15 protein-coding genes are annotated in these 23,515 nt (G+C 64.3%); 6 read left to right on the forward strand and 9 right to left on the reverse strand.

Going from position 1 to position 23,515, the window contains the following annotated elements:
• Nucleotides 1-80: 80 nt before the first annotated feature.
• From EB230_RS23395 to hutI, 7 genes are all read right to left on the reverse strand, one after another.
• Nucleotides 81-1,853 (reverse strand): glucan ABC transporter ATP-binding protein/ permease, encoded by a 1,773-nt coding sequence (locus EB230_RS23395; protein WP_056562731.1) that lies wholly within the window; start codon nt 1,851-1,853, stop codon nt 81-83.
• A 371-nt stretch (nt 1,854-2,224) separates the two neighbouring features.
• Nucleotides 2,225-10,804: a glucoamylase family protein gene (locus EB230_RS23400; RefSeq protein ID WP_056562734.1), complete on the reverse strand. Its 8,580-nt coding sequence runs from the start codon at nt 10,802-10,804 to the stop codon at nt 2,225-2,227.
• Between the two features lie 287 nt (nt 10,805-11,091).
• Nucleotides 11,092-11,670, reverse strand: coding sequence for a HutD family protein (locus EB230_RS23405; protein ID WP_056562737.1), 579 nt, complete (start codon nt 11,668-11,670; stop codon nt 11,092-11,094).
• 12 nt (nt 11,671-11,682) lie between these two features.
• Entirely contained in the window at nt 11,683-13,353 is a 1,671-nt protein-coding gene (gene hutU / locus EB230_RS23410) for a urocanate hydratase (RefSeq protein ID WP_056562741.1), read from the reverse strand.
• 32 nt (nt 13,354-13,385) lie between these two features.
• Complete coding sequence (gene hutG, locus EB230_RS23415; RefSeq protein ID WP_056562743.1) at nt 13,386-14,204, reverse strand: N-formylglutamate deformylase; 819 nt, start codon at nt 14,202-14,204, stop codon at nt 13,386-13,388.
• Entirely contained in the window at nt 14,204-15,745 is a 1,542-nt protein-coding gene (hutH, locus tag EB230_RS23420) for a histidine ammonia-lyase (protein WP_172374048.1), read from the reverse strand. Before hutH ends, hutG begins: the two co-directional genes overlap by 1 nt.
• Complete coding sequence (gene hutI / locus EB230_RS23425; protein WP_056565453.1) at nt 15,742-16,974, reverse strand: imidazolonepropionase; 1,233 nt, start codon at nt 16,972-16,974, stop codon at nt 15,742-15,744. The genes hutH and hutI overlap by 4 nt, the downstream gene beginning before the upstream one ends.
• Nucleotides 16,975-17,072: 98 nt before the next feature.
• On the opposite strand from hutI, the gene EB230_RS23430 reads away from it, so the two are divergent.
• Nucleotides 17,073-18,428, forward strand: a complete 1,356-nt coding sequence (locus EB230_RS23430) for a formimidoylglutamate deiminase (protein WP_172374049.1) — start codon at nt 17,073-17,075, stop codon at nt 18,426-18,428.
• A gap of 6 nt (nt 18,429-18,434) precedes the next feature.
• Nucleotides 18,435-19,181 (forward strand): histidine utilization repressor, encoded by a 747-nt coding sequence (hutC, locus tag EB230_RS23435; protein ID WP_056562754.1) that lies wholly within the window; start codon nt 18,435-18,437, stop codon nt 19,179-19,181.
• A 46-nt stretch (nt 19,182-19,227) separates the two neighbouring features.
• On the opposite strand, the gene EB230_RS23440 is transcribed toward hutC, so the two are convergent.
• Complete coding sequence (locus EB230_RS23440) at nt 19,228-19,572, reverse strand: RidA family protein (protein WP_056562755.1); 345 nt, start codon at nt 19,570-19,572, stop codon at nt 19,228-19,230.
• A gap of 216 nt (nt 19,573-19,788) precedes the next feature.
• Between EB230_RS23440 and aztA the strand changes: the two genes are divergently transcribed.
• The 4 genes from aztA (at nt 19,789) to EB230_RS23460 (ending at nt 23,026) form a co-directional block, all read left to right on the forward strand.
• Nucleotides 19,789-20,598 (forward strand): zinc ABC transporter ATP-binding protein AztA, encoded by an 810-nt coding sequence (gene aztA, locus EB230_RS23445; RefSeq protein ID WP_056562760.1) that lies wholly within the window; start codon nt 19,789-19,791, stop codon nt 20,596-20,598.
• Entirely contained in the window at nt 20,598-21,473 is an 876-nt protein-coding gene (gene aztB, locus EB230_RS23450; protein ID WP_056562764.1) for a zinc ABC transporter permease AztB, read from the forward strand. Before aztA ends, aztB begins: the two co-directional genes overlap by 1 nt.
• 28 nt (nt 21,474-21,501) lie before the next feature.
• Nucleotides 21,502-22,443 (forward strand): zinc ABC transporter substrate-binding protein AztC, encoded by a 942-nt coding sequence (gene aztC / locus EB230_RS23455; RefSeq protein WP_056562767.1) that lies wholly within the window; start codon nt 21,502-21,504, stop codon nt 22,441-22,443.
• A gap of 244 nt (nt 22,444-22,687) precedes the next feature.
• On the forward strand, nt 22,688-23,026 hold the full coding sequence (locus EB230_RS23460; RefSeq protein ID WP_056562770.1) for a TIGR01244 family sulfur transferase: 339 nt from the start codon (nt 22,688-22,690) through the stop codon (nt 23,024-23,026).
• On the opposite strand, the gene EB230_RS23465 is transcribed toward EB230_RS23460, so the two are convergent.
• Complete coding sequence (locus tag EB230_RS23465) at nt 23,023-23,490, reverse strand: Lrp/AsnC family transcriptional regulator (protein ID WP_032933331.1); 468 nt, start codon at nt 23,488-23,490, stop codon at nt 23,023-23,025. The two genes, EB230_RS23460 and EB230_RS23465, sit on opposite strands and share 4 nt — an antisense overlap.
• Between the last annotated feature and the right edge of the window lie 25 nt (nt 23,491-23,515).

Genomic DNA, 23,515 nt, shown 5'->3' on the forward strand with positions numbered 1-23,515 from the left:
GCTGCGAGCCAAAGGGCGGCGCTGCCCCCCGGCACATCTGGTCCGACCTCCCCACAAGGAAGAGGTAAAAAGGACGATTCTTACGCGGCCTCGCCCTGCACGGAGCGGCTGAGACGGCGGACTTCTTCGTCGTTGAGCAAGCCGCCGGCGCGCAGCAGGCTGGCAAAGCGGCCGTTGCGCAGCGACAGTTCGGCGAAGCCGCCCATTTCGACAACCCTGCCCTTGTCCATGAACACGACCAGATCGGCGTCGCGAACGGTGGTCAGGCGGTGCGCGATGATGAAGGTGGTGCGGTCGCGCCGCAGCTCGTCGATCGCTTCCTTGACGCGGTCCTCGGTCTCGACGTCGAGCGCGCTGGTTGCCTCGTCGAGCACCAGGATCGGAGCATCCTTCAGCACGGCGCGGGCAATGGCTATGCGCTGGCGCTCGCCACCCGACAGCTGGCCGCCACGCTCGCCGACCACGGTGTCGTAGCCATTGCTCTTGGCCAGGATGAAGTCCTGCGCGGCAGCCGCGACGGCGGCGGCATGGATCTCGTCATTGCTCGCATCGGCGCGGCCGACGCGGATATTGTCCTCGATCGAGCGGTTGAGAAGCCCGGCGTCCTGGAACACGGTGGCGATCGAATGGCGCAGCGACTTGCGGGTCACGGTGCGGGTATCGATGCCATCGATCAGGATGCGGCCGCTGGACGGCGAGAAGACGCGCTGCAGTAGATTGATCAGCGTGGTCTTGCCGGCACCCGTCGGTCCGACGATGGCAACCGTCTGGCCGGCCTGGACCTCGAAGGAGACGTCGCTGACGCCTTGCCCCGAATTGGCGAATTCGAAGCTGACATCCTCGAAACGGACATGGCCGGTGACATTGGTGAGGTCGCGCAGGCCATCGGGCTCCGCGGCGTCGGCGGCCGAGTCCTCGAGCTTGTAGAAGTCCTCGAGCTTGGCGCGGGCTTCCGAGATCTGATTGGCGAAAGCCGACATCTGGTCGAGCCGCGAGATCAGCAGCGTGGCGAAGCCTGTGAAGGCGATCACGTCGCCGACGCGCAACTGGCCATGCGTGACTAGGTAGGCGCCGATCAGAAGCACCACCATCATCGAGATCGTCGACGACAGGCGATTGAGCGCATTGGCGATGGCCCACCAGTCGAGCACGGGGTTTTGCGCGTCGAGCAGGTTCTTGACATAGCGGCGCAGCGTCTCGGCCTCGTGGCCCAGACGGTTGTAGCTCTGCAGAACAGCGACGTTGCTCACCGAGTCCGTCACATGCGCGAACACCTTGTGGTAGTGACGCTCGACGGCGGCCTGGCCTGCCTTGGTGCGCTTCATGACCAGCCGGCCGATGCAGACATAGAGCACTCCGAGCCCGAGCAGCACCATCGACATGCGCACGTCCATGCTGAGCGCCGTCGGCACCAGCAGCACGAGTGCAACGGCGGTGGACAGATGCTGGCGCATGAATTCAAGCCACAGGCTGAACAGCGTCTCGACGGCGCGCAACAAGGTGTGCAGCGCGTTGGAAGTGCCGCGCTGATGATGCCAGGCGAGCGGCATGGTGATGACGCGTTCGAAGGACTGGCACAGCACTTCGCTACGCCTTGCGTGGGCAAAGCGGTCCGCGCCGCGTGCCACCAGGACGAAAGCGATCACATTGAAGGCGCCCAGGCCGGCCCATACGGCAAGCGTGGAGAACACCGAGCCGCGCGCGGAAATCGCATCGATGACCCGGCCAAACATGATCGGCTCAAGAATGGCTATGGCGGCAAGGGCGACGTTGGCCGAACAGATCAGCGCCACGCGCTTCTTGTCGGCGGCCAGATAGCCCAGCGCTCTCCAATAGATCTGCAGAAGTGACACTTCAGCTACTCCGCCAACTCTGTATTGTGCCCAATACCAGTATTGTGCACTGCACCATTCCATGACACGTAACGGTTGATGCGTCGCAAAACAATGCCCGTCTATCGCTTCCGTTCCCATTTAGCGAACAAAAGATGACGACGATACGAAATCTGACGTGATCACCTAACGGTTTGAGATAAAAGGTGAAATGCCAGCCTTGCGGCAAAATCATGGCAACGGCCGAGCGCTGCCACAATTTTAATCACAACAGGTTTGCAGGAATTGGCACTGGGTGCGCCTGGCGAACGTCATCGCGGATCGCGCAAGTAACAAGGGGCCATGCCGCGCGTCCCGAAGGACGCGCGATCCATTGATCTAAGCCACTGATTTCACGCCGGTATCTTGACCACGATCTCGGTCTTCGAACCAGCTTTGGGTTCGAAAGAAGCGGATTTTGTTTTCGAACCATCAACTTCCAGCGAGATCGTCTTGGTCTTTTTGTCGCGAATGACATGAACCTTGATCTCGGCGCCAAGCATCTTGAGCGTGGCGTGGTAGCCATCCCAATGGCTGGGCAGCTTCGGCCGGAACGTGATCTGCTTCCCGCGCCGTTCGATGCCGAGGATGCCCTCGACCGCCGCCCGGTAGAGCCAGCCCGCCGAGCCGGTGTACCAGGTCCAGCCGCCGCGCCCGCCCTTGTCCTCTCCGGCATAGATATCGGCCGCCACCACATAGGGTTCGACGCGATAGTGTTCGGTCGAGGCCTCGTCGATTGCGTGGTTGACCGGGTTCAGCATCGAGAAGCAGCGATAGGCTTCGTCGGTCTGTCCCATCTCGGCGAGCGCGATGACGAACCAGGTCGCGGCGTGGGTGTACTGGCCGCCATTCTCGCGCACTCCAGGCGGATAGCTCTTGATGTAGCCAGGATCTTTCTGCGTCTTCGAGAAGGGTGGCGTGAACAGTTTGACGATCTTGAGCTTGTCGTCCACCAGCAGGCTGGTAGCCTGCCGCATCGCAGTCGTCGACCGCGCCGGGTCGCCCTCACCCGAAAGCACGCTCCAGGACTGGGCGATGGAGTCGATCCTGCACTCTTCGGACGTGCGTGAGCCCAAAGGCGTGCCGTCATCGAAGCTGCCGCGCCGGTACCATTCGCCGTCCCATGCCGTGCTCTCAAGTGCCCGCTTCAGCGCATCGGCATGCTTTGCCCAGGCCTGCTCGCGCTTGCTGTCGCCCTCGGCCTTGGCGACGGTGGCGAAGTCGCCCAGCGTCTTCAGCAGGAACCAGCCCAGCCACACGCTCTCGCCCTTGCCGTGTTCGCCGACACGGTTCATGCCGTCGTTCCAGTCGCCGCCAAGGATCAGCGGCAGGCCGGCAGGACTGCTGCGCTTGATGGCGAGGTCGAGCGCGCGCGCGCAGTGATCGTAGAGCGACACCGTCTTCTTAGAGATTTCCGGGGTGAAGAAGGCATCGTGCTCGCCCTCGCCCAGCGCCTGCCCATCGATGAAGGGCAGTTGCTCCTTCAGGATCGTGGCGTCGCCGGTCACCGAAAGGTAGCGCGCCGTGGCGTGGGCCAGCCAGACCACGTCGTCGGAGATCATCGTGCGCACGCCGGCCCCGGTGCGCGGCAGCCACCAATGTTGCACGTCGCCCTCCGGGAACTGACGCCGCGCGGCGTTGAGTATCTGGTCGCGCGCCAGCGTCGGATCATGCGCCAGCAGTGCCAGCGTGTCCTGCAACTGGTCGCGGAAGCCGAAGGCGCCGCTCGCCTGATAGAAGGCCGAGCGGGCGCGGATGCGGCAGGCAAGGCTCTGATAGGGCAGCCAGTGATTGACCATGGCATCGAGCCCCTTGTCCGGCGTCTCGACCTGGATGGTGTCGAGGAAGCCGCGCCACTCGCGCTCGTTGTCGGCCAGGCGCTGGTCGAAATCCTTGCCCCGGTGCTTTTGCACCAGCGCGCTCGCCTGCGCCGCGGAATCGGCGTCGCCGAGCAGCCAGAGCAGCGTGACGTCGCCGCCGGCCGGGATCTCGATGTCGCGGGCGATCGCCGCGCATGGATCGTCTCCGGCCTCGACGCGACCCGACAGCGCCGCGCCGCTCAGCACCGCCTGCGGCAGTTCGCTGGACCCGTGCCGGCCGAGGAACTCGGAACGGTCCGCCGTCACCGAATGAACAGCCGCGTCGGCGGCGAGGAAGGCCACGCGCTCGCTGAAATCGAGCCCGTAGGGGTTTTGCGCCAGCAAGGCGCCGGTCGCGCTGTCGCGGGACGGAACGATGGTCGCCGCGGTGCGTGACCGGTGCCCACCAAGCACCCATTCGGCATACGCATAGACGCGCAGCCGCGCCGGTACCGAGCCGGAATTCTGGATGCGCAGCCGCGTGATCTTCACCGGATCAATGGGGTCCACGACATGGGTCAGGTCCATCGACAACGGCCCGCGCTTCGACCGGAACGTCGAGAAGCCCTGCCCGTGCCAGGCCTCGTACGTCATCGAGGGATCGCGCACCATGGCCGCGAGCGGCGAGAATGCCCTGCCGCTGGCCTGATCGTAGATATAAATGCCCTCGCCCGGCCGGTTCGAGACCGGATCGTTCGACCACGGCGTCAACTGGTAGTCGCGGCTGTTGCGGCTCCAGGTGAAGGCGGCGCCCTCGGCCGAGGTGTGGAAGCCGAACGAGGCGTTGGAGACGACGTTGATCCAGGGCTGCGGCGTGCTGCGCCGGCCAGCCAGGCGCACCACATAGTGCCGTCCGTCGCCGTCGAAGCCGCCAAAGCCGTTCCATTGGTTGAGGCCGGTGCCATCGGCGCTGACATCCGCCACGGCTTGCGAGGCGAATGCATGCGCCACCGGCGCCGGAATCTCGCGCGGCGTCGTCAACCCGGTCGGCACAAGCGCGTCGCGCGCCTGCAGGGCCGCTGCCTCGGCCCGCTCGATCTGATCGAAGATGGTGCCGTTGCGCGTATGCAGCACCACCCGGGCGACGGCGAGCAATGTCTTGTATGTGGTCTCTTCCATCAGGTCGCGGCGCACCGCGAAAATATGCTGCCGTGGTCCGAGTTCCTTGCCGCGCAGACGGCTGTTTTCGCACAGCGTCTCGACCGCCCGCTGCAGGTCCTGGACATAGGACGAGGCCTGCTCGTTGACGACGACGAAGTCGATCATCATGCCGCGGGTGCGCATATACTCCTGGAAGCGCAGCGCCTGGGCGACGATTTCCAGGTCGGCGACGTCGCCGATCCTGACCAGGAAGATCGGAAAATCGCCCGAAATGCTGGTCGGCCACAGGCTCGACTGCTTGCCCAGGCCCGAAGCGATGGATTCGGCAGGCAGCCGCAGGAACGCATCGGGATAGATCAGATAGCGTGCCAGTTTCTGCACATTGGCGGCATCGGTCAGGCTAAGGCCCATGTGGCGGGTCTGCACCTGGCTGCGGGTCCAGGCAAGCATCGCCTGGCGGGCAAAGCTCTCCTGATGGTCGAGCCGATTGATGGCATCGTCCAGCTCGGCGCGATTGGCCCCGACCACGGTCCAGAAGGTCAACGATATCTTCTTGTTGGCGGGTACGCGCACCTGGCGGCGGAGCGAGGCGATGGGATCGAGCGTGAAGCCGGAATGGCCGCCAAGTCTCGCGCCTGGATCGAAAGCGGCGGCATCGACGATGGAGCGGCCACGGCCGATGAAGGCACGCCTGTCGGTCTCGGCCTCCGCATCGCGCGCCGGCCCGGACGGATCGGTGACGAAATGCGCCAGGGTGATATCAGGCTCGCTGGTTTCGCGCTTGCGGCGCGTGGCGAAGATCGCGCCGTTGTTGGCGGCGATTTCGGTCTCCACGAACATCTTCGAGAAGGCCGGATGCGCGTTGTCGGAAGCCTCCGAACCCAGCACCAGTTCGGCGAAGGACGTCACCTCGATGTGACGATCGGATGTGCTTTCATTGTAGAGCGTTATGCGACGGCCTTCGCCATTGCCTTCGGAAACGACGATGCAATCGACCTCGGAGCGCAACGTGCCGACCGATTTGACGAAGCTCGCCTTGTCGTCGGAGAACAGGGTCTGCACCTTCTCCTCGGCCGCGCGCTTGGGCTCCGCCGTTGCCGACCACCAGTCGCCAGTGCTGACGTCACGCAGGAAGATGTACGAGCCCAGACGGTCCTCGACCGGATCCGGCTGCCAGCGGGTCACGGACAGATCGCCCCAGCGGCTGTAGCCGGAACCGGTCGCGGTCACCATCACCGAATAACGGCCATTCGACATCACATTGGTCGATCGCAACGCTCGCAAGGGATCGAGCACGATGCGGGTGTCGGGACTCTCGGTCTCGGTCTCGTCCTTGGCTCGCTCGTCCGCTTCGGTCCTGACGGTGGCGGTCGGGATGTCGCGCGGCGCCCTTTCCTGCAGCAGGAGTTCAGCCGATTCAATAACCGGATCGCTGTGGAAACGGTCGCGCAGGCGACCCTCGAAGATCGCGTCGGCGACCGCCGCGATCGACATGCCCGAATGGTGCGCATAGTAATTCAGCACGACCGCGTGGTTGGTACCTTCAGGCACGCGTTGCGGCGTGAAATCGACCGCATCGTAATAGCCATGAGGACCAAGCGCACCGATCTCGCGCAGCCGAGACAGGTTCTGCACGGCTTCGCGCGGGTTGAACTGCGCCGCCAGGATGGTGGCGTAGGGCGCGATCACCGTGTTCTGGCCAAGGCCGCGCTTCAGCCCAAGCCCGGGCACACCGAAATTGGTATACTGATAGGTCAGTTCCCGGTCGCGAGCGTTGTAGGCCGCTTCCGAAATGCCCCACGGCACGTTCTTCTGGCGGCCGTACTGCATCTGGCGCTTGATAATCAGCTTGCTGGTCTGGTTGAGGATCGAGCCTTGCGGCTCCTTCATTACCAGTGGCGGCATCAGATACTCGAACATCGAGCCCGACCAGGACATCAGCGCGCCCTGGAAGCCGATCTCGACGATTGGGCGGCCGAGCCGGAACCAATGCTCGGTAGGCAGGTCGCCCTTTGCGATTGCGAACAGGCTAGTCAGCCGCGCCTCGGAGGCGAGAAGGTCGTAGCAGCTTTCGTCGAGCTGGTGCTCCTCGACCCGGTAGCCGATCGACAGCAGCTTGCGCTCCGGCCGCATCAGGAAGGCGAATTCCATCTCGAAGGCGAAACGGCGCGTGCGCTCGCGCAAGGTCAGTAGCTTGGCGCGCAGTGCCTCGACGGCGTTGTCGTCGCTGTGGGCGTCGTGGACATGCGCCTCGCAGGTCGCTTCCAGCCTTGCCGCCCAGTCGACGATGACGTCGCTCTGTGCCGACGCTGCCTCGGTGTGGATGGCGGTGGCCAGCTTGCGGATCTCGCCCGCCAGCACGGCAAGGTTGATGGTGCGGATCGAGGCCATTTCCGGCTGCGCCTTGATCGTCTCCACGGCACGCCGCATGCCGTCCAGGCGGTCAGCGAGGCGCTGGCGCAAGGGCCGCAACTGGCGGCGATCGTCAGGCAACTCATCGAGGCTTTCGCTCAGAATGGTCACCGTGTCGAGAATGCCTTCGAAATCGCCCTGGAGGTGAACGGAAGGGGCTTCCGCCCACTCGGCACAGGCAGCCGCCACCGCCACCAGGTGGCCGGCGAGATTGCCGCTGTCGACAGCCGAGATATAGAGCGGGTAGAGCGGCTTCAGCGTCGTGGTGTCGTACCAGTTGAAGAGATGGCCGCGGTGGCGCGGCATGCTCTCGATGGTCGTCATGGTGGCGTCGATGCGGGTGATGGCATCGGACAGGCTGATCCAGCCGAAATCGCGCGCCGAGACGACCGACAGCAGGTAGACACCGACATTGGTGGGCGAAGTGCGCGGTGCCACGACCGGCGCCGGGCTTTCCTGGAAATTGTCCGGCGGCAGATTGTGATGCTCCGCCGTGACGAAGCTTTCGAAATAGTGCCAGGTGCGCCGCGCCACGGTGCGCAGCGCATGAATGTCGGCCTGCGATATGCGCAGACGATCCTCCGTTTCAGCCGAGCGGCTGATCCAGCTGGCGATCGCCGGCGATCCGATCCAGAACAGGGCGAAGAAGAAGGCGACGAAGGCGCCGGTGGAATCGGCCAGCACCGGAATGGCGAGGCCGACGAAGCCGATGATTACGGCACCGTACATCATGCCGTAATAGGAGCCCACATCATTGTCGCCGGCCTTGTGCGCCTGCGAGGCGGTGCGCCATTCCAGGAGGTTCTGGCGGCTGACGAACAGCCGGTAGAGCGTACGCACGATGGCGTCGCCCATCATCCAGGCATTGTGCGCCATCAGCACGATCTTCAGCGCCACCATCGCGGTGCCAAAGGCAACGTCGCGCGCGAGCGCCGAGAAATGGCCGCGCGGCGTCTGGTCGCCGCTCTTGGGCAGGATGGCGTTGACGACGTCGAAGGTCGGCGCCATGAACAGGCTGAGGATCAGCAGCGCCTGCCACTGTGCCGCCTGCGTGAACGGCAGCAGGGTCCAGCCGGCGATCGCCGCCATCACCCAGAAGATCGGCGTCAGCGAGCGGCGCAGATTGTCGACCATCTTCCAGCGCGACAGGGCCGGAACGCCGGAGCGCGGATCAAGGATATAGCCCAGAAGCTGCCAGTCGCCGCGTGCCCAGCGATGGTGACGCGAGGCGTCGACCGAGTATCGGGTCGGATAGTCCTCGACCAGTTCGACGTCGGTGACCAGCGCCGCGCGCGCCAGCGCGCCTTCGAGCAGATCGTGGCTGAGGATGGTGTTTTCCTCGATGCGGCCCTGCAGGGCCGCCTCGAAGGCATCGACGTGATAGAGGCCCTTGCCGGTGAAGGAGCCGTCACTGAACACGTCCTGATAAAGATCCGAGACGGCGAAGACGTAGGGATCAAGGCCGCGATTGGCCGAGAACACGCGCTGGAAGAACGAGGCCTCGTCGCCTGATGTCAGCGAAGCGGTGATGCGTGGCTGCAGGATCGTGTAGCCGGCGGTGACGACGCGCCTGGTGGCGTCGAAATGCGGGCGGTTGAGCGGATGACAGAGCTTGCCGACGAGGCTCGCCACTGCATCGCGCGTGGTACGCGTGTCGGCGTCCAGCGTCATCACATGGACGACTTTTTCCGGCAGCGGCACATCCAGCGGCAGGAAGGTGGTGTCGCTGTCGCCGCGCAGCAAAAGGTCGAGCTCATGCAGCTTGCCGCGCTTGCGCTCCCAGCCCATCCAGGCCCCTTGAGCAGCGTTGAAGAGCCGGCGGCGGTGCAGGATGTAGAAGCGCGGCGCGCCTTCCGAGGGATAGCGGGCGTTGAGACGGGCGATCTCGGCGCGGGCGTATTCGAGGATCTCGGTGTCGGCCGCATCGATCTCGATCTTGCTGTCGGGCCAGTCCGACAAAAGCGCGAAATGGATCTCATCCACCAGGTTGGCCAGGTAATGCACTTCGATGTTGCGGATGTTCTCCTCGACATCGTCACGCGAGCCGATCAGCGAAGGGACGACCACCAGCGTGCGCGCCTCGGGCGGCACGCCGTGCCTGTAGTCATAGCCGATCAGGCGTGTCGGCTTGAGGAACAGCGAGACCACGGTGTTGAAGAAGGCGAGCGCGCCCTCGCTCGCCGGCACGGCAAACAGCGCCAGCATCAGGACGATCGAGGTTACCGACAGGCCGAGATTGGCCAACGCATTGCCGGTGAGGACAAGAAGCAGGGCCGTCAGCGCGAAGACCGGCAGGACGATACCAAGCCATCCGGTCTTGGCGAAGGCCCGCTTGACTGTCTGGCTGATGGTCGGCCGATAGCCGATCGCCTTTTCCAATTCCAGACGGCGCGGACCGACGAGATAGAAGCCGACATCGGTGTGAGCGGATGCCGTTGGCGTGTCACCCTCTTCAATGCTCGAGCCGGTCTCGCCGGTGGCGTGGCCGGCCAGTTCGATCGCCTTTTCGGCGACGCGGTATTCCGACAGGTCGGAGCGGCGCGCCAGTTCCTCGATCGCGGTCCGGTACTGGTCGCGCGAGAAGAAGTCGAGCGCGGCGAAATCGGTGCGTTCGCGCAACACGGTATCGATGCGGCTGACGCCCTCGAACCATACTGTCCAGTCGACGTCGTTGATGAGGCGCAGGCCGCGGATGATGTTGCCGGTCGTCACATTGCCGCTGGACAGCGTGTGATGCTCGGAGATGATTATCTCCTCGGCATCGGAGCCGGTCTTTTCGAGCTCGCCTTCCAGCCATTCCAGGGCCTTGCCGGCATTCTGCGACCCGTCGCGCAGGCGATAGAGAAGCTGGGTGGCAAAGGTGGTGTCCTGCGCGTGGGCGCTGAAATTGGCCAGGATAGCCTGCCGGTCGGCGCTGTCGTCGGTCGCCAGCACCTTGTCGGCCACATCGTTGGCGATCTGCCGCATCTGGCGGGTGCGATTGACCCTGACCGCCAGACGGCGGAGATTCTCGATCAGCACGAAGCGCAGAAGCGATGGCAGTGCCCAGAGTTCACCGATCTTCAGCGGCTCGACCGACTGAAAGCCTTGGACGATGGACTTGAACATGGTCGCGGAGACGGAACTGTCCGAATGCGCGACATAGGTCCAGGCCAGTGCCAGCGCACGCGGCACGGTGCCGCCATCAGGCAGCTTCAGCGTCGGCAGCTGGCGGTAGAAGCGGCGTGGCAGATCGCGCTTGACCTGGAAAATGGTCTCTTCGACGAGGTAATTGTTGTCGAGCAGCCATTGCGCGGCCGGGGTGATCGTTTCGCCCTTGGCTTGTGCCGCATTGGTCGAACGGTAGACTTCGAGGATCTTCTTGGCGCTGTCGCGGATACGCGCCTGGAAGTCGAACGGGATAAGCCCGAACAGGTCGGTGAGATCGCCTTTTGCCAGGCTTTCGCCGAGCAGCCGGAGCCGTTCCTCCGGCAGGAATGTCGACCTTATCGGCTCTTCCGTAATGGCCGGGAAGCTGGCGCTGGTCTTCTCGATCTGGGCTGGGTTCGTCTGAATATTCATTGAAAATTCCGTAAGCGGGCACTCAGCGGCGTCACCGCCACGGCAATGGCCCTAAAACCGGTTCAAATGCAATTGGTTGCATAGTCCCACTTGCCGAAAGTTTGTTTCCGCACCGCGACAGGGCGTCATCTCTCGGCAAAATTCCAAGACGAGCGCCCCTCTTCCCGTCGAGATCGATCGGCGGAGAGGATTCGGGCTTTTTCGTGATGCCGGCAAGAGCTTACGCTATATTTCGCCGGCAGCACGATCATGTTTGGAAACAGGCGGTAACCGTTGGCGCGAAGGCGTCAGGCCGCGATGGTTACGCGGACCACGAACAGCGTCGTATCCCGAGCAGGCTCGACCCTCAGCGCCGGGGCATCCGGCCCGAGCAGCAGCGTGTCGAGCGGCCCGAGGCGAATTGACCCGGCCTCGTGGAAGACGGCTTCGCCCTTGTGACACAGGATGAGGGTCGAACCGGCCTGGGTCGCGATTTCCACAGGCCGCGAAATCGCCAAGCGCTCGACCGAATGCAGTGTGCGGCCACGGCGGGTCATGACGTTGAGATCGGTGATCGGGCCTGCGATCAGCGCGGCGCTGGTCGGCTGGTCGGCTGGAAAGGAAAAAGGCTGGGAAGCCGGTGTCAGCCGCGCCGCCGGCCGGCCGGCGATATCAAGCACGATGCCCTCGCCCTCCAGCACCGACAGTGTGCGGTCGATGCCGGCAAAGGTGGAGAATGGCCCGCTGCCTTCGACGCGGGCCATCGACACGCGCCAGTCGAACTCATCGAGGCCCGCCCCGTCGGGCGAAACGGCGATCTCGGTTGTCGTGCCGCCGCCGTTCTTCCACGGCATGACGCGGTAGTCGGCGGCACGAAGAATGCGCATGATCTCAGCCTATCACCCGAGGATGCCGGGCAAATTGAGCTGATGCTCCTTGGCGCACTCGATGGCGATGTCGTAGCCGGCATCGGCATGACGCATGACGCCGGTCGCCGGGTCGTTCCACAGCACGCGCTCCAGGCGCCTGGCGGCATCGGGCGTGCCGTCGGCGACGATGACCATGCCGGCATGCTGTGAAAAACCCATGCCGACGCCGCCGCCATGGTGCAATGACACCCAGGTGGCGCCGGAAGCGGTGTTGAGCAGTGCGTTGAGCAGCGGCCAGTCGGATACGGCATCGGTGCCGTCCTTCATCGCTTCGGTCTCGCGGTTCGGCGAAGCAACCGAGCCGGAATCGAGGTGATCGCGACCGATGACGACTGGCGCCTTGAGTTCGCCCTTGGCAACCATCTCGTTGAAGGCGAGGCCGAGCCGGTGGCGGTCACCAAGACCGACCCAGCAGATGCGGGCCGGCAGGCCCTGGAAGGAAATGCGCTCGCGCGCCATGTCCAGCCAGTTGTGCAGATGGGTATTGCCAGGCGTCAATTCGCGCACCTTGGCGTCGGTCTTGTAGATATCTTCCGGATCGCCCGAGAGTGCCGCCCAACGGAATGGGCCGATGCCGCGGCAGAACAGCGGGCGGATATAGGCCGGCACGAAACCCGGGAATGCAAAGGCGTTCTCAAACCCTTCGTCCTTGGCGACCTGGCGGATATTGTTGCCGTAGTCCAGCGTCGGCACGCCGGCGTTCCAGAACGCCACCATCGCCTCGACATGCTCGCGCATGGAAGCCCGCGCCGCCTTCTCGACCGCCTTCGGGTCGCTGACGCGCTTCTCGCGCCACTCGGCCATCGTCCAGCCCTTGGGCAGATAGCCGTTGATCGGGTCGTGGGCCGAGGTCTGGTCGGTGACCATATCGGGGCGGATGCCGCGCCTGAACATTTCCGGCACGATCTCGGCGGCATTGCCGAGCAGCCCAACCGACTTCGCCTCGCCGGCCTTGGTCCAGCGCTCGATCATCTCCATCGCTTCATCGAGCGTCTCGGCCTTCTCGTCGACGTAGCGAGTGCGCAGGCGGAAATCGATCGAGTCCGGATTGCATTCGATCGCCAGGCAGCAGGCGCCGGCCATGACGGCGGCGAGCGGCTGGGCGCCGCCCATGCCGCCGAGGCCGCCCGTCAGGATCCATTTGCCCTTGAGATTGCCGCCATAATGCTGGCGGCCGGCCTCCACGAAGGTCTCGTAGGTGCCCTGCACAATGCCCTGCGTGCCGATATAGATCCAGGAGCCGGCCGTCATCTGGCCGTACATCATCAGACCTTTCTTATCGAGCTCGTTGAATTTCTCCCAGGTCGCCCAGTGCGGGACGAGGTTCGAGTTGGCGATCAGCACGCGTGGCGCGTCGGCGTGGGTGCGGAACACGCCGACCGGCTTGCCGGATTGCACCAAAAGTGTCTCGTCCTCACCAAGCGTCTTCAGCGAGGCAACGATGCGGTCGAAATCATTCCAGGTGCGCGCCGCCCGGCCGATGCCGCCATAGACGACCAGCTCGTTGGGATTTTCAGCGACGTCGGGGTCAAGATTGTTCATCAGCATGCGCAGCGGCGCTTCGGTCGTCCAATACCTGGCGTTGAGCTTGTCGCCGCGCGGCGCCCGGACTTCACGGATGTTGTGGCGGGGATTGTTCATCATTGTCCCTTTCAAGCAAGACGGGCGGCGCGTCAGCGCCTTGCCCAGTCGATCGCGGTTTCGAGGATGGTCTTCAGCGTCGCGCGGATCGGCGCCGCAAACTCGGCATCGTAGGGTACCGGCCAATTGTCCGGCGTTCCTTTTTCTTCCGGCTCGCGCATGTAGCCACGGTTTGAGAGTTCCATCTGCAAGGCGTGGACACCCTGTTGCGGTTGGCCGAAGTGGCGTGTGATCCAGCCGCCCTTGAAGCGCCCGTTGACGACAGAGGTTTCGCCGGTTTCGGCCATGATCTGGCTGACCGTTGCCTGCAGGTTCGGGTCGGCGCTCTTGCCGTCATTGGTGCCGAGGTTGAACACCGGCAGCGTGCCTTCGAACAGGCGCGGCAGCACCGAACGGATCGAGTGGCAATCGTAGAGGACGATCTTGTCGTGAAGGCCACGCAGCCGGTGGATCTCTGCCTGCAAGGCGGCATGATAAGGCACAAAGAACTTTTCGCGACGCTCGTCGACCTCCGACGGTCCCGGCTCTTCGCCCTCGCGGTAGAGCGGATCGCCATCAAAGGTTTCGGTCGGGCACAGACCGGTGGTGGCCTGGCCGGGATAGAGCGAAGCACCCGAAGGATCGCGGTTGACGTCGATGACGGTGCGCGAGATCGCGGTGTGGACGACGGTGGCGCCGAGGCTGCCGGCGAAGTCATAGAGATTGTCGATCCACCAGTCGCAGTCGCGGCGGCCGAGCCAGGGCGACACCAGCCGGTTTTCGAGGCCGGCAAGGTCGATGCCGGTGTGCGGGATCGACACCAGCAGGGGTGCTGTGCCTTGGCTGACGGTGAGCCAGGGTGTGGCGGCCATCACGCCGCTCCCGCAATCGAGGGCAGCGCCACCGCGCCGGCAGCCTTGACCGTCGCGCCACTGCGCACCATGGCGATTGCCTTCTCCATGTCAGGGTGGAAATGCCGGTCATTGTCGAGATGCGGCACTTCGGCCCGGACCAGTTTGCGCACCGCTTCGAGCGCGGCGCTCGACGCCAGTGGCGCATGGAAATCGCAGCCCTGCGCGGCGGCCAGCAACTCGATGCCGATCACCGCCGTCGCATTCTCGACCATGCCGATCAGACGGCGCGCGCCGTGCGCGGCCATCGAGACATGGTCTTCCTGGTTGGCCGAGGTCGGGATCGAATCGACGCTGGCCGGATAGGCCTTCTGCTTGTTTTCCGAGACAAGCGCCGCCGCCGTCACCTGCGGGATCATGAAGCCGGAGTTGAGGCCGGGCTTCGGTGTCAGGAAGGCGGGCATGCCGGACAGTGCCGGGTCGACCAGCATGGCGATACGGCGTTCCGACAGCGAGCCGATCTCGCAAACGGCAAGCGCGATCATGTCGGCGGCAAAGGCCACCGGCTCGGCGTGGAAATTGCCGCCGGAGAGCGCGGTATCGTCCTCGGCGAAGATCAGCGGATTGTCGGTGACGCCATTGGCCTCGGTTTCGAGCGTATCGGCGGCCTTGCGCAGCACGTCGAGCGCGGCACCCATCACCTGCGGCTGGCAGCGCAGGCAATAGGGATCCTGCACGCGCTCGTCGCCGAGACGGTGCGACTCGCGGATGGCACTGCCGGCCATCAGGTTGCGCAGCGCATCCGCCGTCTCGATCTGGCCACGGTGCTTTCTCAGGAGATGAATGCGCGGATCGAACGGCGCGTCGGACCCCTTGGCGGCATCGGTCGACAGCGCGCCGGCGACCAGCGCCGACTGATAGAGCACTTCGGCCTCGAACAGAGCGGCCAGCGCATAGGCGGTCGAGAACTGCGTGCCGTTGAGCAGCGCCAAACCTTCCTTGGCGCCAAGCGTCACCGGCTCGAGGCCGTGCGAGACGAAGGCGACCTTGGCCGGGAAGCGGCCATGCGGGGTAAAGCATTCGCCGACACCGATCATCACCGCCGTCATGTGCGACAGCGGCGCGAGGTCGCCGGAAGCGCCGACGGAGCCTTGCGCCGGCACCACGGGGATGACGTCGTTGGCGAGCATCGCTTCCAGCAACTCGATGGTTTCGGAGCGCACACCGGACGCTCCCTGCGCCAGGCTGGCAAGTTTCAGCGCCATCATCAGCCGGGCAACGGCAACCGGCATCGGTTCGCCGACGCCGGCGGCATGCGACAGCACGATGTTGCGCTGCAAGGTCTCGAGATCGCCGGCTGGGATACGCACGCTGGCCAATTTGCCGAACCCGGTGTTGATGCCATAGACCGGCTCGCCCTTGGCAACGATCCTGGCGACAGCCTCGGCGCTCGCCTTGATCTTTGGGCGGCACGCATCGTCCAGCCGCAATGCGGCGCCACGGTAGATGGCGCGCCAGTCGGCCAGCGTCGCATTGCCGGGCTTCAAGGTCAGTTCGGTCATTGTCCTCTCCAGATGCGGGCATGAAGCGGGTTGAAGCCCATGCGGTAAACGAGTTCGGCGGGGCGCTCGATGTCCCAGATCGCCAGGTCGGCGGATTTTCCCGCTTCCAGCGTGCCGGTTTCTCCCAACAGGCCTAGTGCGCGGGCGGCCTCGCGGGTAACGCCCGCCAGACATTCATCGACCGTCAATGCAAACAGGGTCGCCGCCATGTTCATGGTCAAAAGCAGCGATGTCAGCGGCGAGGTGCCGGGATTGTTGTCGGTAGCGACAGCCATCCTGACACCGTGCTGGCGGAACAGGCCGATCGGCGGCTTCTTCGTCTCGCGAATGAAGTAATAGGCGCCCGGCAGGATCGTGGCCACGGTCCCTGATTTGGCCATCGCCACGGCACCGGCCTCATCGGTGTATTCGAGATGATCGGCCGACAGTGCGCCATAGCGCGCGGCGAGTTCGGCGCCATGCAGGTTGGACAGTTGGTCGGCATGGAGTTTTACGGGAAGACCGGCTGCCTTTGCCGCATCGAATACGCGTGCCATCTGTTCCGGCGAGAACGCTATGCCTTCACAAAAACCGTCAACCGCGTCAGCCAGGCCTTCGGCGGCAACCGCCGGTACGATGGTTCCGGCAACAAGGTCGATAAAGGCGTCCTTGTCGCCCTTGGCTTCGGGCGGCAGCGCATGGGCGGCCAGACAAGTCGTGCGGATCGTCACAGCCCGTTCGCCACCCAGCCGGCGGGCGGCGCGCAGCGACTTCTTCTCATTGTCGACATCGAGCCCGTAGCCCGATTTGACCTCGACCGACGTGACCCCCTCGGCCATCAGCGCGTCGAGGCGGGGCAGCGTCTGGGCAACCAGTTCGTCCTCGCTGGCGGCGCGCAAGGACTTGACCGAGGACACGATGCCGCCGCCGGCCCTGGCGACTTCCTCATAGGTGGCGCCAGCCAGCCGCATCTCGAATTCGTTGGCGCGATTGCCGGCATGGACCAGATGGGTGTGGCAGTCGATCAGGCCGGGCGTGATCCAGCGGCCCTCGCAATCGACCGTTTCGCCCCGGGCAAGCGCCGAGGGCATCTCGGATTCCGGCCCGGCATAGACAATGCGGCCGTCTCGCGCGGCGACGGCGCCATGCTCCACGATACCGAGACCGGCGGAACTTTCGGCCAAGGTCGCCAGACGCGCATTGCGCCACAGACGAAGATCCCCTGCCCGGCTTTTGCTCTCTGCAGCCATCATCTTTTCCGTTTCAATCGGTGGCGATTATGTATATACATATTGAAACGCACTGCAAGTGGCATCATCGCACGAGAGACGGGAAAGCGGAGAGAAAAGTGACTGACATCTTTGCGGAACAGGCGCTTCTTCCCAATGGCTGGCACAACAATGTGCGGGTCACCTGCTCCGGCGGACGCATCGCGGCCGTTGCGTCCGGAGCCACCGCGTCAGTGGGCGACGAGCGCCACTCCATCCTGTTGCCCGGCATGCCCAATCTGCACAGCCACGCATTCCAGCGCGGCATGGCTGGTCTTGCCGAGCTTCGCGGCCCCTCCGCCGACAGTTTCTGGAGCTGGCGCGAGGTGATGTACCGTTTCGCACTGTCGATGACGCCGGACCAGGTCGAGGCGGTTGCCGCTCAGCTTTATGTCGAGATGCTCGAGGCCGGTTTTTGCCGCGTCGGCGAATTCCATTATCTGCATCACGACCGCGACGGGAAACCCTATGCCAATCTCGCCGAGATGGCCGAGCGCATCGCGGCCGCGGCTGGCGAAACCGGCATCGGCCTGACGCTGCTGCCGGTGTTTTACGCGCACTCCTCCTTCGGCGGCGCCGCACCAAATGAAGGCCAGCGCCGATTTATCAACGATGTGAATCGGTTCTCCCGGCTTGTTGAGAAGTCTAGCGAATCGGTTCGCGCGTTGAATCAAGCCGTCGTCGGTGTGGCGCCGCACAGCCTGCGCGCCGCGACGCCCGGAGAACTGGCCCAGGTCGCTGCCTTGGCTCCAAATGGGCCGATCCACATCCACGTCGCCGAACAGGTCAAGGAAGTCGAGGACTGCCTTGCCTGGTCCGGCGCACGCCCGGTCGAATTCCTGCTTGGCCATGCCGATGTCGACCAGCGCTGGTGCCTGATCCATGCCACCCACATGACCGATACCGAAACCACAGGCATGGCCAGGAGCGGCGCCATCGCCGGTCTTTGCCCGATCACCGAGGCCAATCTCGGCGACGGGACGTTCGCGGCGCCGCTGTTCAGGGAGCATGGCGGCCGTTTCGGTGTCGGCTCCGATTCCAACGTGCTGGTCGGCCTGCCCGACGAATTGCGGCAGCTCGAATATTCGCAGCGCCTGGCGCATCGCGCCCGCAACGTGCTCGCGGTGGCCGGTGGCTCGACCGGGCGGGCGCTGTTCGACGCGGCGCTCGAGGGCGGCGGCGTCGCGCTCGGTGCCGGTGCCTCGCGGATCGCCGTCGGCGCGGCCGCCGATCTCGTCTCGCTCGATGCCAAGACCCCCTCACTGGCCGGCAAGTCCGGTGACGCCATCCTCGACGCCTGGATCTTCGCCAATGGCAGCAAGGTCGATTGCGTCTGGGTGCATGGGCAGAAACAGGTCAGCGGCGGCAGGCATCTGAAGCGAGGCGTGGTAGGCGAGCGATTCCGCAAGGTGATGACGGCGCTGTCCGAGGGCTGATCCAAGATGAGCATGGCCGAAACGACAGAGATCGAGGACAGCGAGACCGTCTCGCTGCACCAGCGCATCCTCTCCGATATCCGCGAAAGAATCCTGTCCGGGGCCTGGGCGCCCGGTCACCGTATCCCGTTCGAGCACGAGCTGACCGCCGAATACAAATGCTCGCGCATGACTGTGAACAAGGCGCTGTCGCAGTTGGCAAAGGCCGGCCTGATCGAGCGCCGCCGCCGTTCCGGCAGTTTTGTACGCCAGCCGCAGTCGCAGGCGGCGGTGCTGGAACTTCACGACATCAGGATCGAGGTCGAAGCGCTCGGCCTGCCCTATCGCTACGAACGGCTGGAGCGCCTGAAGCGGCGCGGCAACGCGGAGGACAGAGCGCTGCTGGGGCTGTCCGCGGCAGGGCCATTGCTGTGGGTCGAAGGCCTGCATTTTGCCGGCGAGCGGCCGTTCGCGCTCGAGCAGCGTCTGATCAATCTTTCGGCTGTTCCGGAAGCGGGGGACGAAGAGTTCCTGGACATCGCCGCCGGGCCCTGGCTGATCGGCCGCGTGCCCTGGAGCGAGGCCGAACACCGCATCCGCGCCATGGCCGCGGATGAGACCATTGCCGACGCGCTCGACATCGATCCCGGCGCGCCCTGCCTTGTGGTCGAGCGCCGCACCTGGAGCGCGGAACACCCGGTCACCCATGTCCGGTTTGTCTATCCCGCGGAAAGCCACACGCTGGTGGCGAGGTTTACGCCTTCGCAGGGGTGAGTGATCTCCCCCACGTGGGGGGAGATTGGCAGTTCAGGCGCCGCGCTTAGATCGCCGCCGTAATAATGATCTCGACCAGATATTCCGGACCCGCGAGCTTGGCTTCGCCGGTGGCGCGGGCGGGGGTGTGGCCCTGCGGCACCCACTTGTCCCATTCTGAATTCATCTCGGCGAAGGTGCCCATGTCGGCCAGCCAGATGATCGCCTGAACGATCTTGGTCTTGTCGGTGCCGGCCTTGGCCAGCAATTCGTCGATGGTCGCCAGAATATCACGGGTCTGCGAGGCGACGTTGCCGCCGGGTTCGCCGACCTGGCCGGCCAGATAGACCGTGTTGCCGTGAATCACGATCTGGCTCATGCGCGGGCCAACATCGATGCGTCGAATGCTCATGGGAGGTTCCTTCCTGTTACAGGTGGCGACTGTTTAGAGTTGCGGTTCGCTTCGGGCAAGGCCGCCGGGCCAATTCCCCTTGGACCAGCAAGAGTGAGATTCACGGCAAGTTGAGCCGCCGTTCGCAATTCCGCCCGATTGGCTTGTTGACTAATGTAATAACATCACATATCCAAACCGCCATCCCTGCCGGACATGGCATCGCCACGGAACGACATGACCCAGACCTGCCTGACATTCCGTGATCTGACGCTGGGCTACAACAGCCACCCGGCAATCCATCACCTCGACGGCGTGATCCGCAAGGGCTCGCTGACGGCCGTGGTCGGGGCCAACGGATCCGGCAAATCGACGCTGATGAAGGGTATTGTCGGCGTGCTGAAGCCGATGGCCGGCGAGGTTGTTCGCGCACCCGGCGTGCGCGCCGCCTACCTTCCCCAGCAATCAGAACTCGACCGCTCCTTCCCGGCGCGCGTTGTCGACCTTGTCTCGCTGGGGCTCTGGCCGAAGCGCGGCATGCTCGGCCGCTACACATCAGAAGATCGCGCGGCGGTCAGCCAGGCGCTGATGGCGGTCGGCCTCGGCGGCTTCGAAGAGCGCCCGATCGACACGCTGTCGGGCGGCCAGTTGCAGCGCACGCTGTTCGCCCGCGTGCTGTTGCAAGACGCCGACCTCATCCTGCTCGACGAACCGTTCAACGCCGTCGATGCCAAGACCGTCGGTGACCTGATCGCCCTGATCAAGCGCTGGCATGGCGAAGAACGCACCATCATGGTCGTCGTCCATGATCTCGATCTGGTCCGTCAGAATTTCCCGGAAACCCTGCTTTTGGCCCGCCAGCCGATCGCCTGGGGCGAAACGCGCGAGACGCTGAAGCCGGAAAATCTGCTGCGCGCGCGCCGCTTTCATGAAGCCTGGGAAGAAAACGCGCCGTGGTGCGAACCGAACGACCACACCGACGATAATGCGCATGGCCACGATCATCACGGCCACCATCATCACGGCGCCGGACCGAGGGCTGCCTGATGGACACGCTCCATGGTCTTTTCATCGCGCCCTTTGCCGATTTCGCCTTCATGCAGCGGGCGCTGTTCGGCTCGCTGATGCTGTCGCTCGGCGCCTGCCCGATCGGCGTCTTCCTTATGCTGCGGCGCATGAGCCTGTCCGGTGACGCCATGGCGCACGCCATCCTGCCGGGTGCGGCCGCCGGCTTCCTGTTCTACGGCCTCGAAATCCTGCCGATGACCATTGGCGGGCTGATCGCAGGCATCATCGTCGCGCTCGGCGCCGGTGCCGTCTCGCGCTTCACCATCCAGCGTGAGGACGCCTCGATGGCGGCCTTCTACCTGATCTCGCTCGCCATCGGCGTGCTGATGGTCTCGATCCGCGGCTCCAGCGTCGATCTCATGCATGTGCTGTTCGGCACCGTGCTGGCGCTCAACAACGAAGCGCTGACACTGATCGGCGGCATCGTCGTGATAACCTTGGTCAGTCTCGCCGTCTTCTGGCGGGCACTGGTCGCCGAATGCCTCGATCCGCTGTTCCTGCGTTCGGTCAGCCGCATGGGCAGCCCGGTGCATTTCATCTTCCTTGGCCTGGTCGTGCTCAACCTCGTCGGCGGCTTCCAGGCGCTCGGCACCTTGTTGTCCGTCGGGTTGATGATGCTGCCGGCGGCCGCCGCCCGCTTCTGGACGGTGCGCGTCGAGCCGATGTGCGTGCTGGCCGTGCTGATCGGCTTTGCCTCCTGCATTGCCGGGCTGCTTTTGTCCTATCACGCCTCGCTGCCGTCCGGCCCGGCCATCATCCTGTCGGCCGGCGTCGTCTATTTCGCATCGATCCTGTTCGGCACGCGCGGCATTCTGCGCGCCCGCATCATCCATCACCGTCACAGAACAGCCTGACCCCCGCCCCTCGAAAGGAGACCCGTCCATGCTGAGATCGATCCGTGCCGCCTTGGCGATGAGCGTTATAACATTAACCGCCTTTAGCGCTTCTTCGGCCTTCGCGGCACCGCTGAAAGTGGTCGCCAGCTTCACCGTCATCGCCGATTTCGCCAGGAATGTCGGCGGCGACCGTGTCGACATCACCACCATCGTCGGCCCGGACGGCGACGCCCATGTCTATGAGCCGAGCCCGGCCGACGCGGTCGCCATGGCCAGGGCCGACATCGTGCTGGTCAACGGCCTGCATTTCGAAGGCTTTTTGCAGCGGCTGGTCGATGCCAGCGCCACCAAAGCCTCTATCGTCACCTTGACCAAGGGCGTGACGCCGATCGACTTCAAGCCTGAATTCGCCGACGCCGACGCGGCCGAAGGCGCCGGCACGGGCGGCGGCAAGACCGTCACCGATCCGCACGCCTTCCAGTCGATCGCCAATGCCAAGATCTATGTGAAGAACATCGCCGAGGCTTTCTGCGCGGCCGACAGCGAGGGCTGCGTCAGCTACCAGACCAATGCCGCCGCCTACACCAAGAAGCTCGATGCGCTGGAAGGCGAAGTGAAGGCGGCGATCCAGTCGATCCCCGAGGCGAAGCGCGTCGTTATCACCTCGCATGACGCCTTCGGCTATTTCGAACACGAATACGGCCTGATCTTCCTTGCCCCGCAAGGCATTTCGACCGATTCCGAGCCGTCGGCCGCCGATGTCGCCAAGCTGGTCGAGCAGGTGAAGCAGGACAAGGCGGCGGCCATCTTCGTCGAGAACATCACCAACCCGCGCCTGATCGAGCAGATCGCCAGCGAGACCGGCATCAAGGTGGGTGGCACGCTCTATTCGGATGCGCTGTCGCGGCCCGATGGCCCGGGCTCGACCTATATCGACATGATGCACAACAACATCCGCCAGATCAAAGGCGCCATCCTCGGCAGCTGAGGAGCGCCATGCTCGGAAAGGTGGAGCCAGTCTCCGCCTTTTGTTGCTGATCTGTGGTTGAAGCCGACGACTTCCGGCCCGAGCTGTGGAACGGGCCGCCCGATCCGTTCCCGGCCTGGGCCGCTTGAGTTGGATTCTCCGCTGGATGCGTCTATCTCAGTTGAATGATTTCTATCGGCGCGGATTGCCGGCCACGTCGGGGAGTGGCAAGACTCCCGACAAACCAGATTGCGAGGATGATGCCATGGAATACCGCGAGATCAGCGAAGACTATTCGGTCTCGGGCCAGATCCAGCCCGAAGACGTCGCGGCCATCAAGGCCGCCGGCTTCAAGAGCGTCATCTGCAACCGGCCGGATGACGAACAGCCCGGCCAGCCTTCGGCCGACACGCTCAAGGCGGCGGTCGAAGCCGCGGGCCTCGCCTTCCGCTACATTCCAGTGATCAGCGGCCAGATCACCGCCGAGAATGTCGAGGACCAGGCCGAAGCACTGGATGAATTGGAAGGCCCGGTGTTCGCCTATTGCCGCTCCGGCGCGCGTTGCACCAACCTTTATGGGCTGATCCAGCAGTCGAAGGGTTAAATCGGCAGCGCGCCGGTTTCCTTGAGCGTCTCCAGCACGATCGCCGTCTTCACATGCTGCACGGATTCGTGCGGCAGGAGCACGCCGTTGACGAATTCAGACAGCGACTTCAGGTCAGGCGTCACCACCTTCAGGATATAGTCCATCTCGCCGGTCAGCGCGTGCGCCTCCTGCACTTCCGGCAGCCGCGCCACCAGTTCGCCGAAGCGCCGGGCGTTGTCGCGGTTGTGGGTTGCCAGGGTCACGGAAATGACGTTGACCAGCGAGAAGCCGAGCTTGTCGCGGTCGAGCACCGCCCGATAGCCCTTGATATAGCCGTCTTCCTCGAGCCGCTGGCGACGGCGCGAGCATTGTGATGCCGACAGGTTCACCCGCTCCGAGAGATCATTGTTGGTCAGCCGCGCATCACCTTGCAGAAGCGCCATTATCTTGCGATCAAATTGATCAATGCGCGTCTCATCCATGGTTTTGTCTTTCAACATGCATGCT

The sequence above is a fragment of the Mesorhizobium sp. NZP2234 genome (genome assembly GCF_013170765.1).
GTDB lineage: Bacteria > Pseudomonadota > Alphaproteobacteria > Rhizobiales > Rhizobiaceae > Mesorhizobium > Mesorhizobium loti_D.

What these genes read in the sequence shown, in the direction of transcription:
- EB230_RS23400 (WP_056562734.1), bottom strand. Translation starts at nt 10,804, where the DNA reads ATGAATATTCAGACGAACCCAGCCCAGATCGAGAAGACCAGCGCCAGC.
- EB230_RS23405 (WP_056562737.1), bottom strand. Translation starts at nt 11,670, where the DNA reads ATGCGCATTCTTCGTGCCGCCGACTACCGCGTCATGCCGTGGAAGAAC.
- hutU (WP_056562741.1), bottom strand. Translation starts at nt 13,353, where the DNA reads ATGAACAATCCCCGCCACAACATCCGTGAAGTCCGGGCGCCGCGCGGC.
- hutG (WP_056562743.1), bottom strand. Translation starts at nt 14,204, where the DNA reads ATGGCCGCCACACCCTGGCTCACCGTCAGCCAAGGCACAGCACCCCTG.
- hutH (WP_172374048.1), bottom strand. Translation starts at nt 15,745, where the DNA reads ATGACCGAACTGACCTTGAAGCCCGGCAATGCGACGCTGGCCGACTGG.
- hutI (WP_056565453.1), bottom strand. Translation starts at nt 16,974, where the DNA reads ATGGCTGCAGAGAGCAAAAGCCGGGCAGGGGATCTTCGTCTGTGGCGC.
- hutC (WP_056562754.1), top strand. Translation starts at nt 18,435, where the DNA reads ATGAGCATGGCCGAAACGACAGAGATCGAGGACAGCGAGACCGTCTCG.
- EB230_RS23440 (WP_056562755.1), bottom strand. Translation starts at nt 19,572, where the DNA reads ATGAGCATTCGACGCATCGATGTTGGCCCGCGCATGAGCCAGATCGTG.
- aztA (WP_056562760.1), top strand. Translation starts at nt 19,789, where the DNA reads ATGACCCAGACCTGCCTGACATTCCGTGATCTGACGCTGGGCTACAAC.
- aztB (WP_056562764.1), top strand. Translation starts at nt 20,598, where the DNA reads ATGGACACGCTCCATGGTCTTTTCATCGCGCCCTTTGCCGATTTCGCC.
- aztC (WP_056562767.1), top strand. Translation starts at nt 21,502, where the DNA reads ATGCTGAGATCGATCCGTGCCGCCTTGGCGATGAGCGTTATAACATTA.
- EB230_RS23460 (WP_056562770.1), top strand. Translation starts at nt 22,688, where the DNA reads ATGGAATACCGCGAGATCAGCGAAGACTATTCGGTCTCGGGCCAGATC.
- EB230_RS23465 (WP_032933331.1), bottom strand. Translation starts at nt 23,490, where the DNA reads ATGGATGAGACGCGCATTGATCAATTTGATCGCAAGATAATGGCGCTT.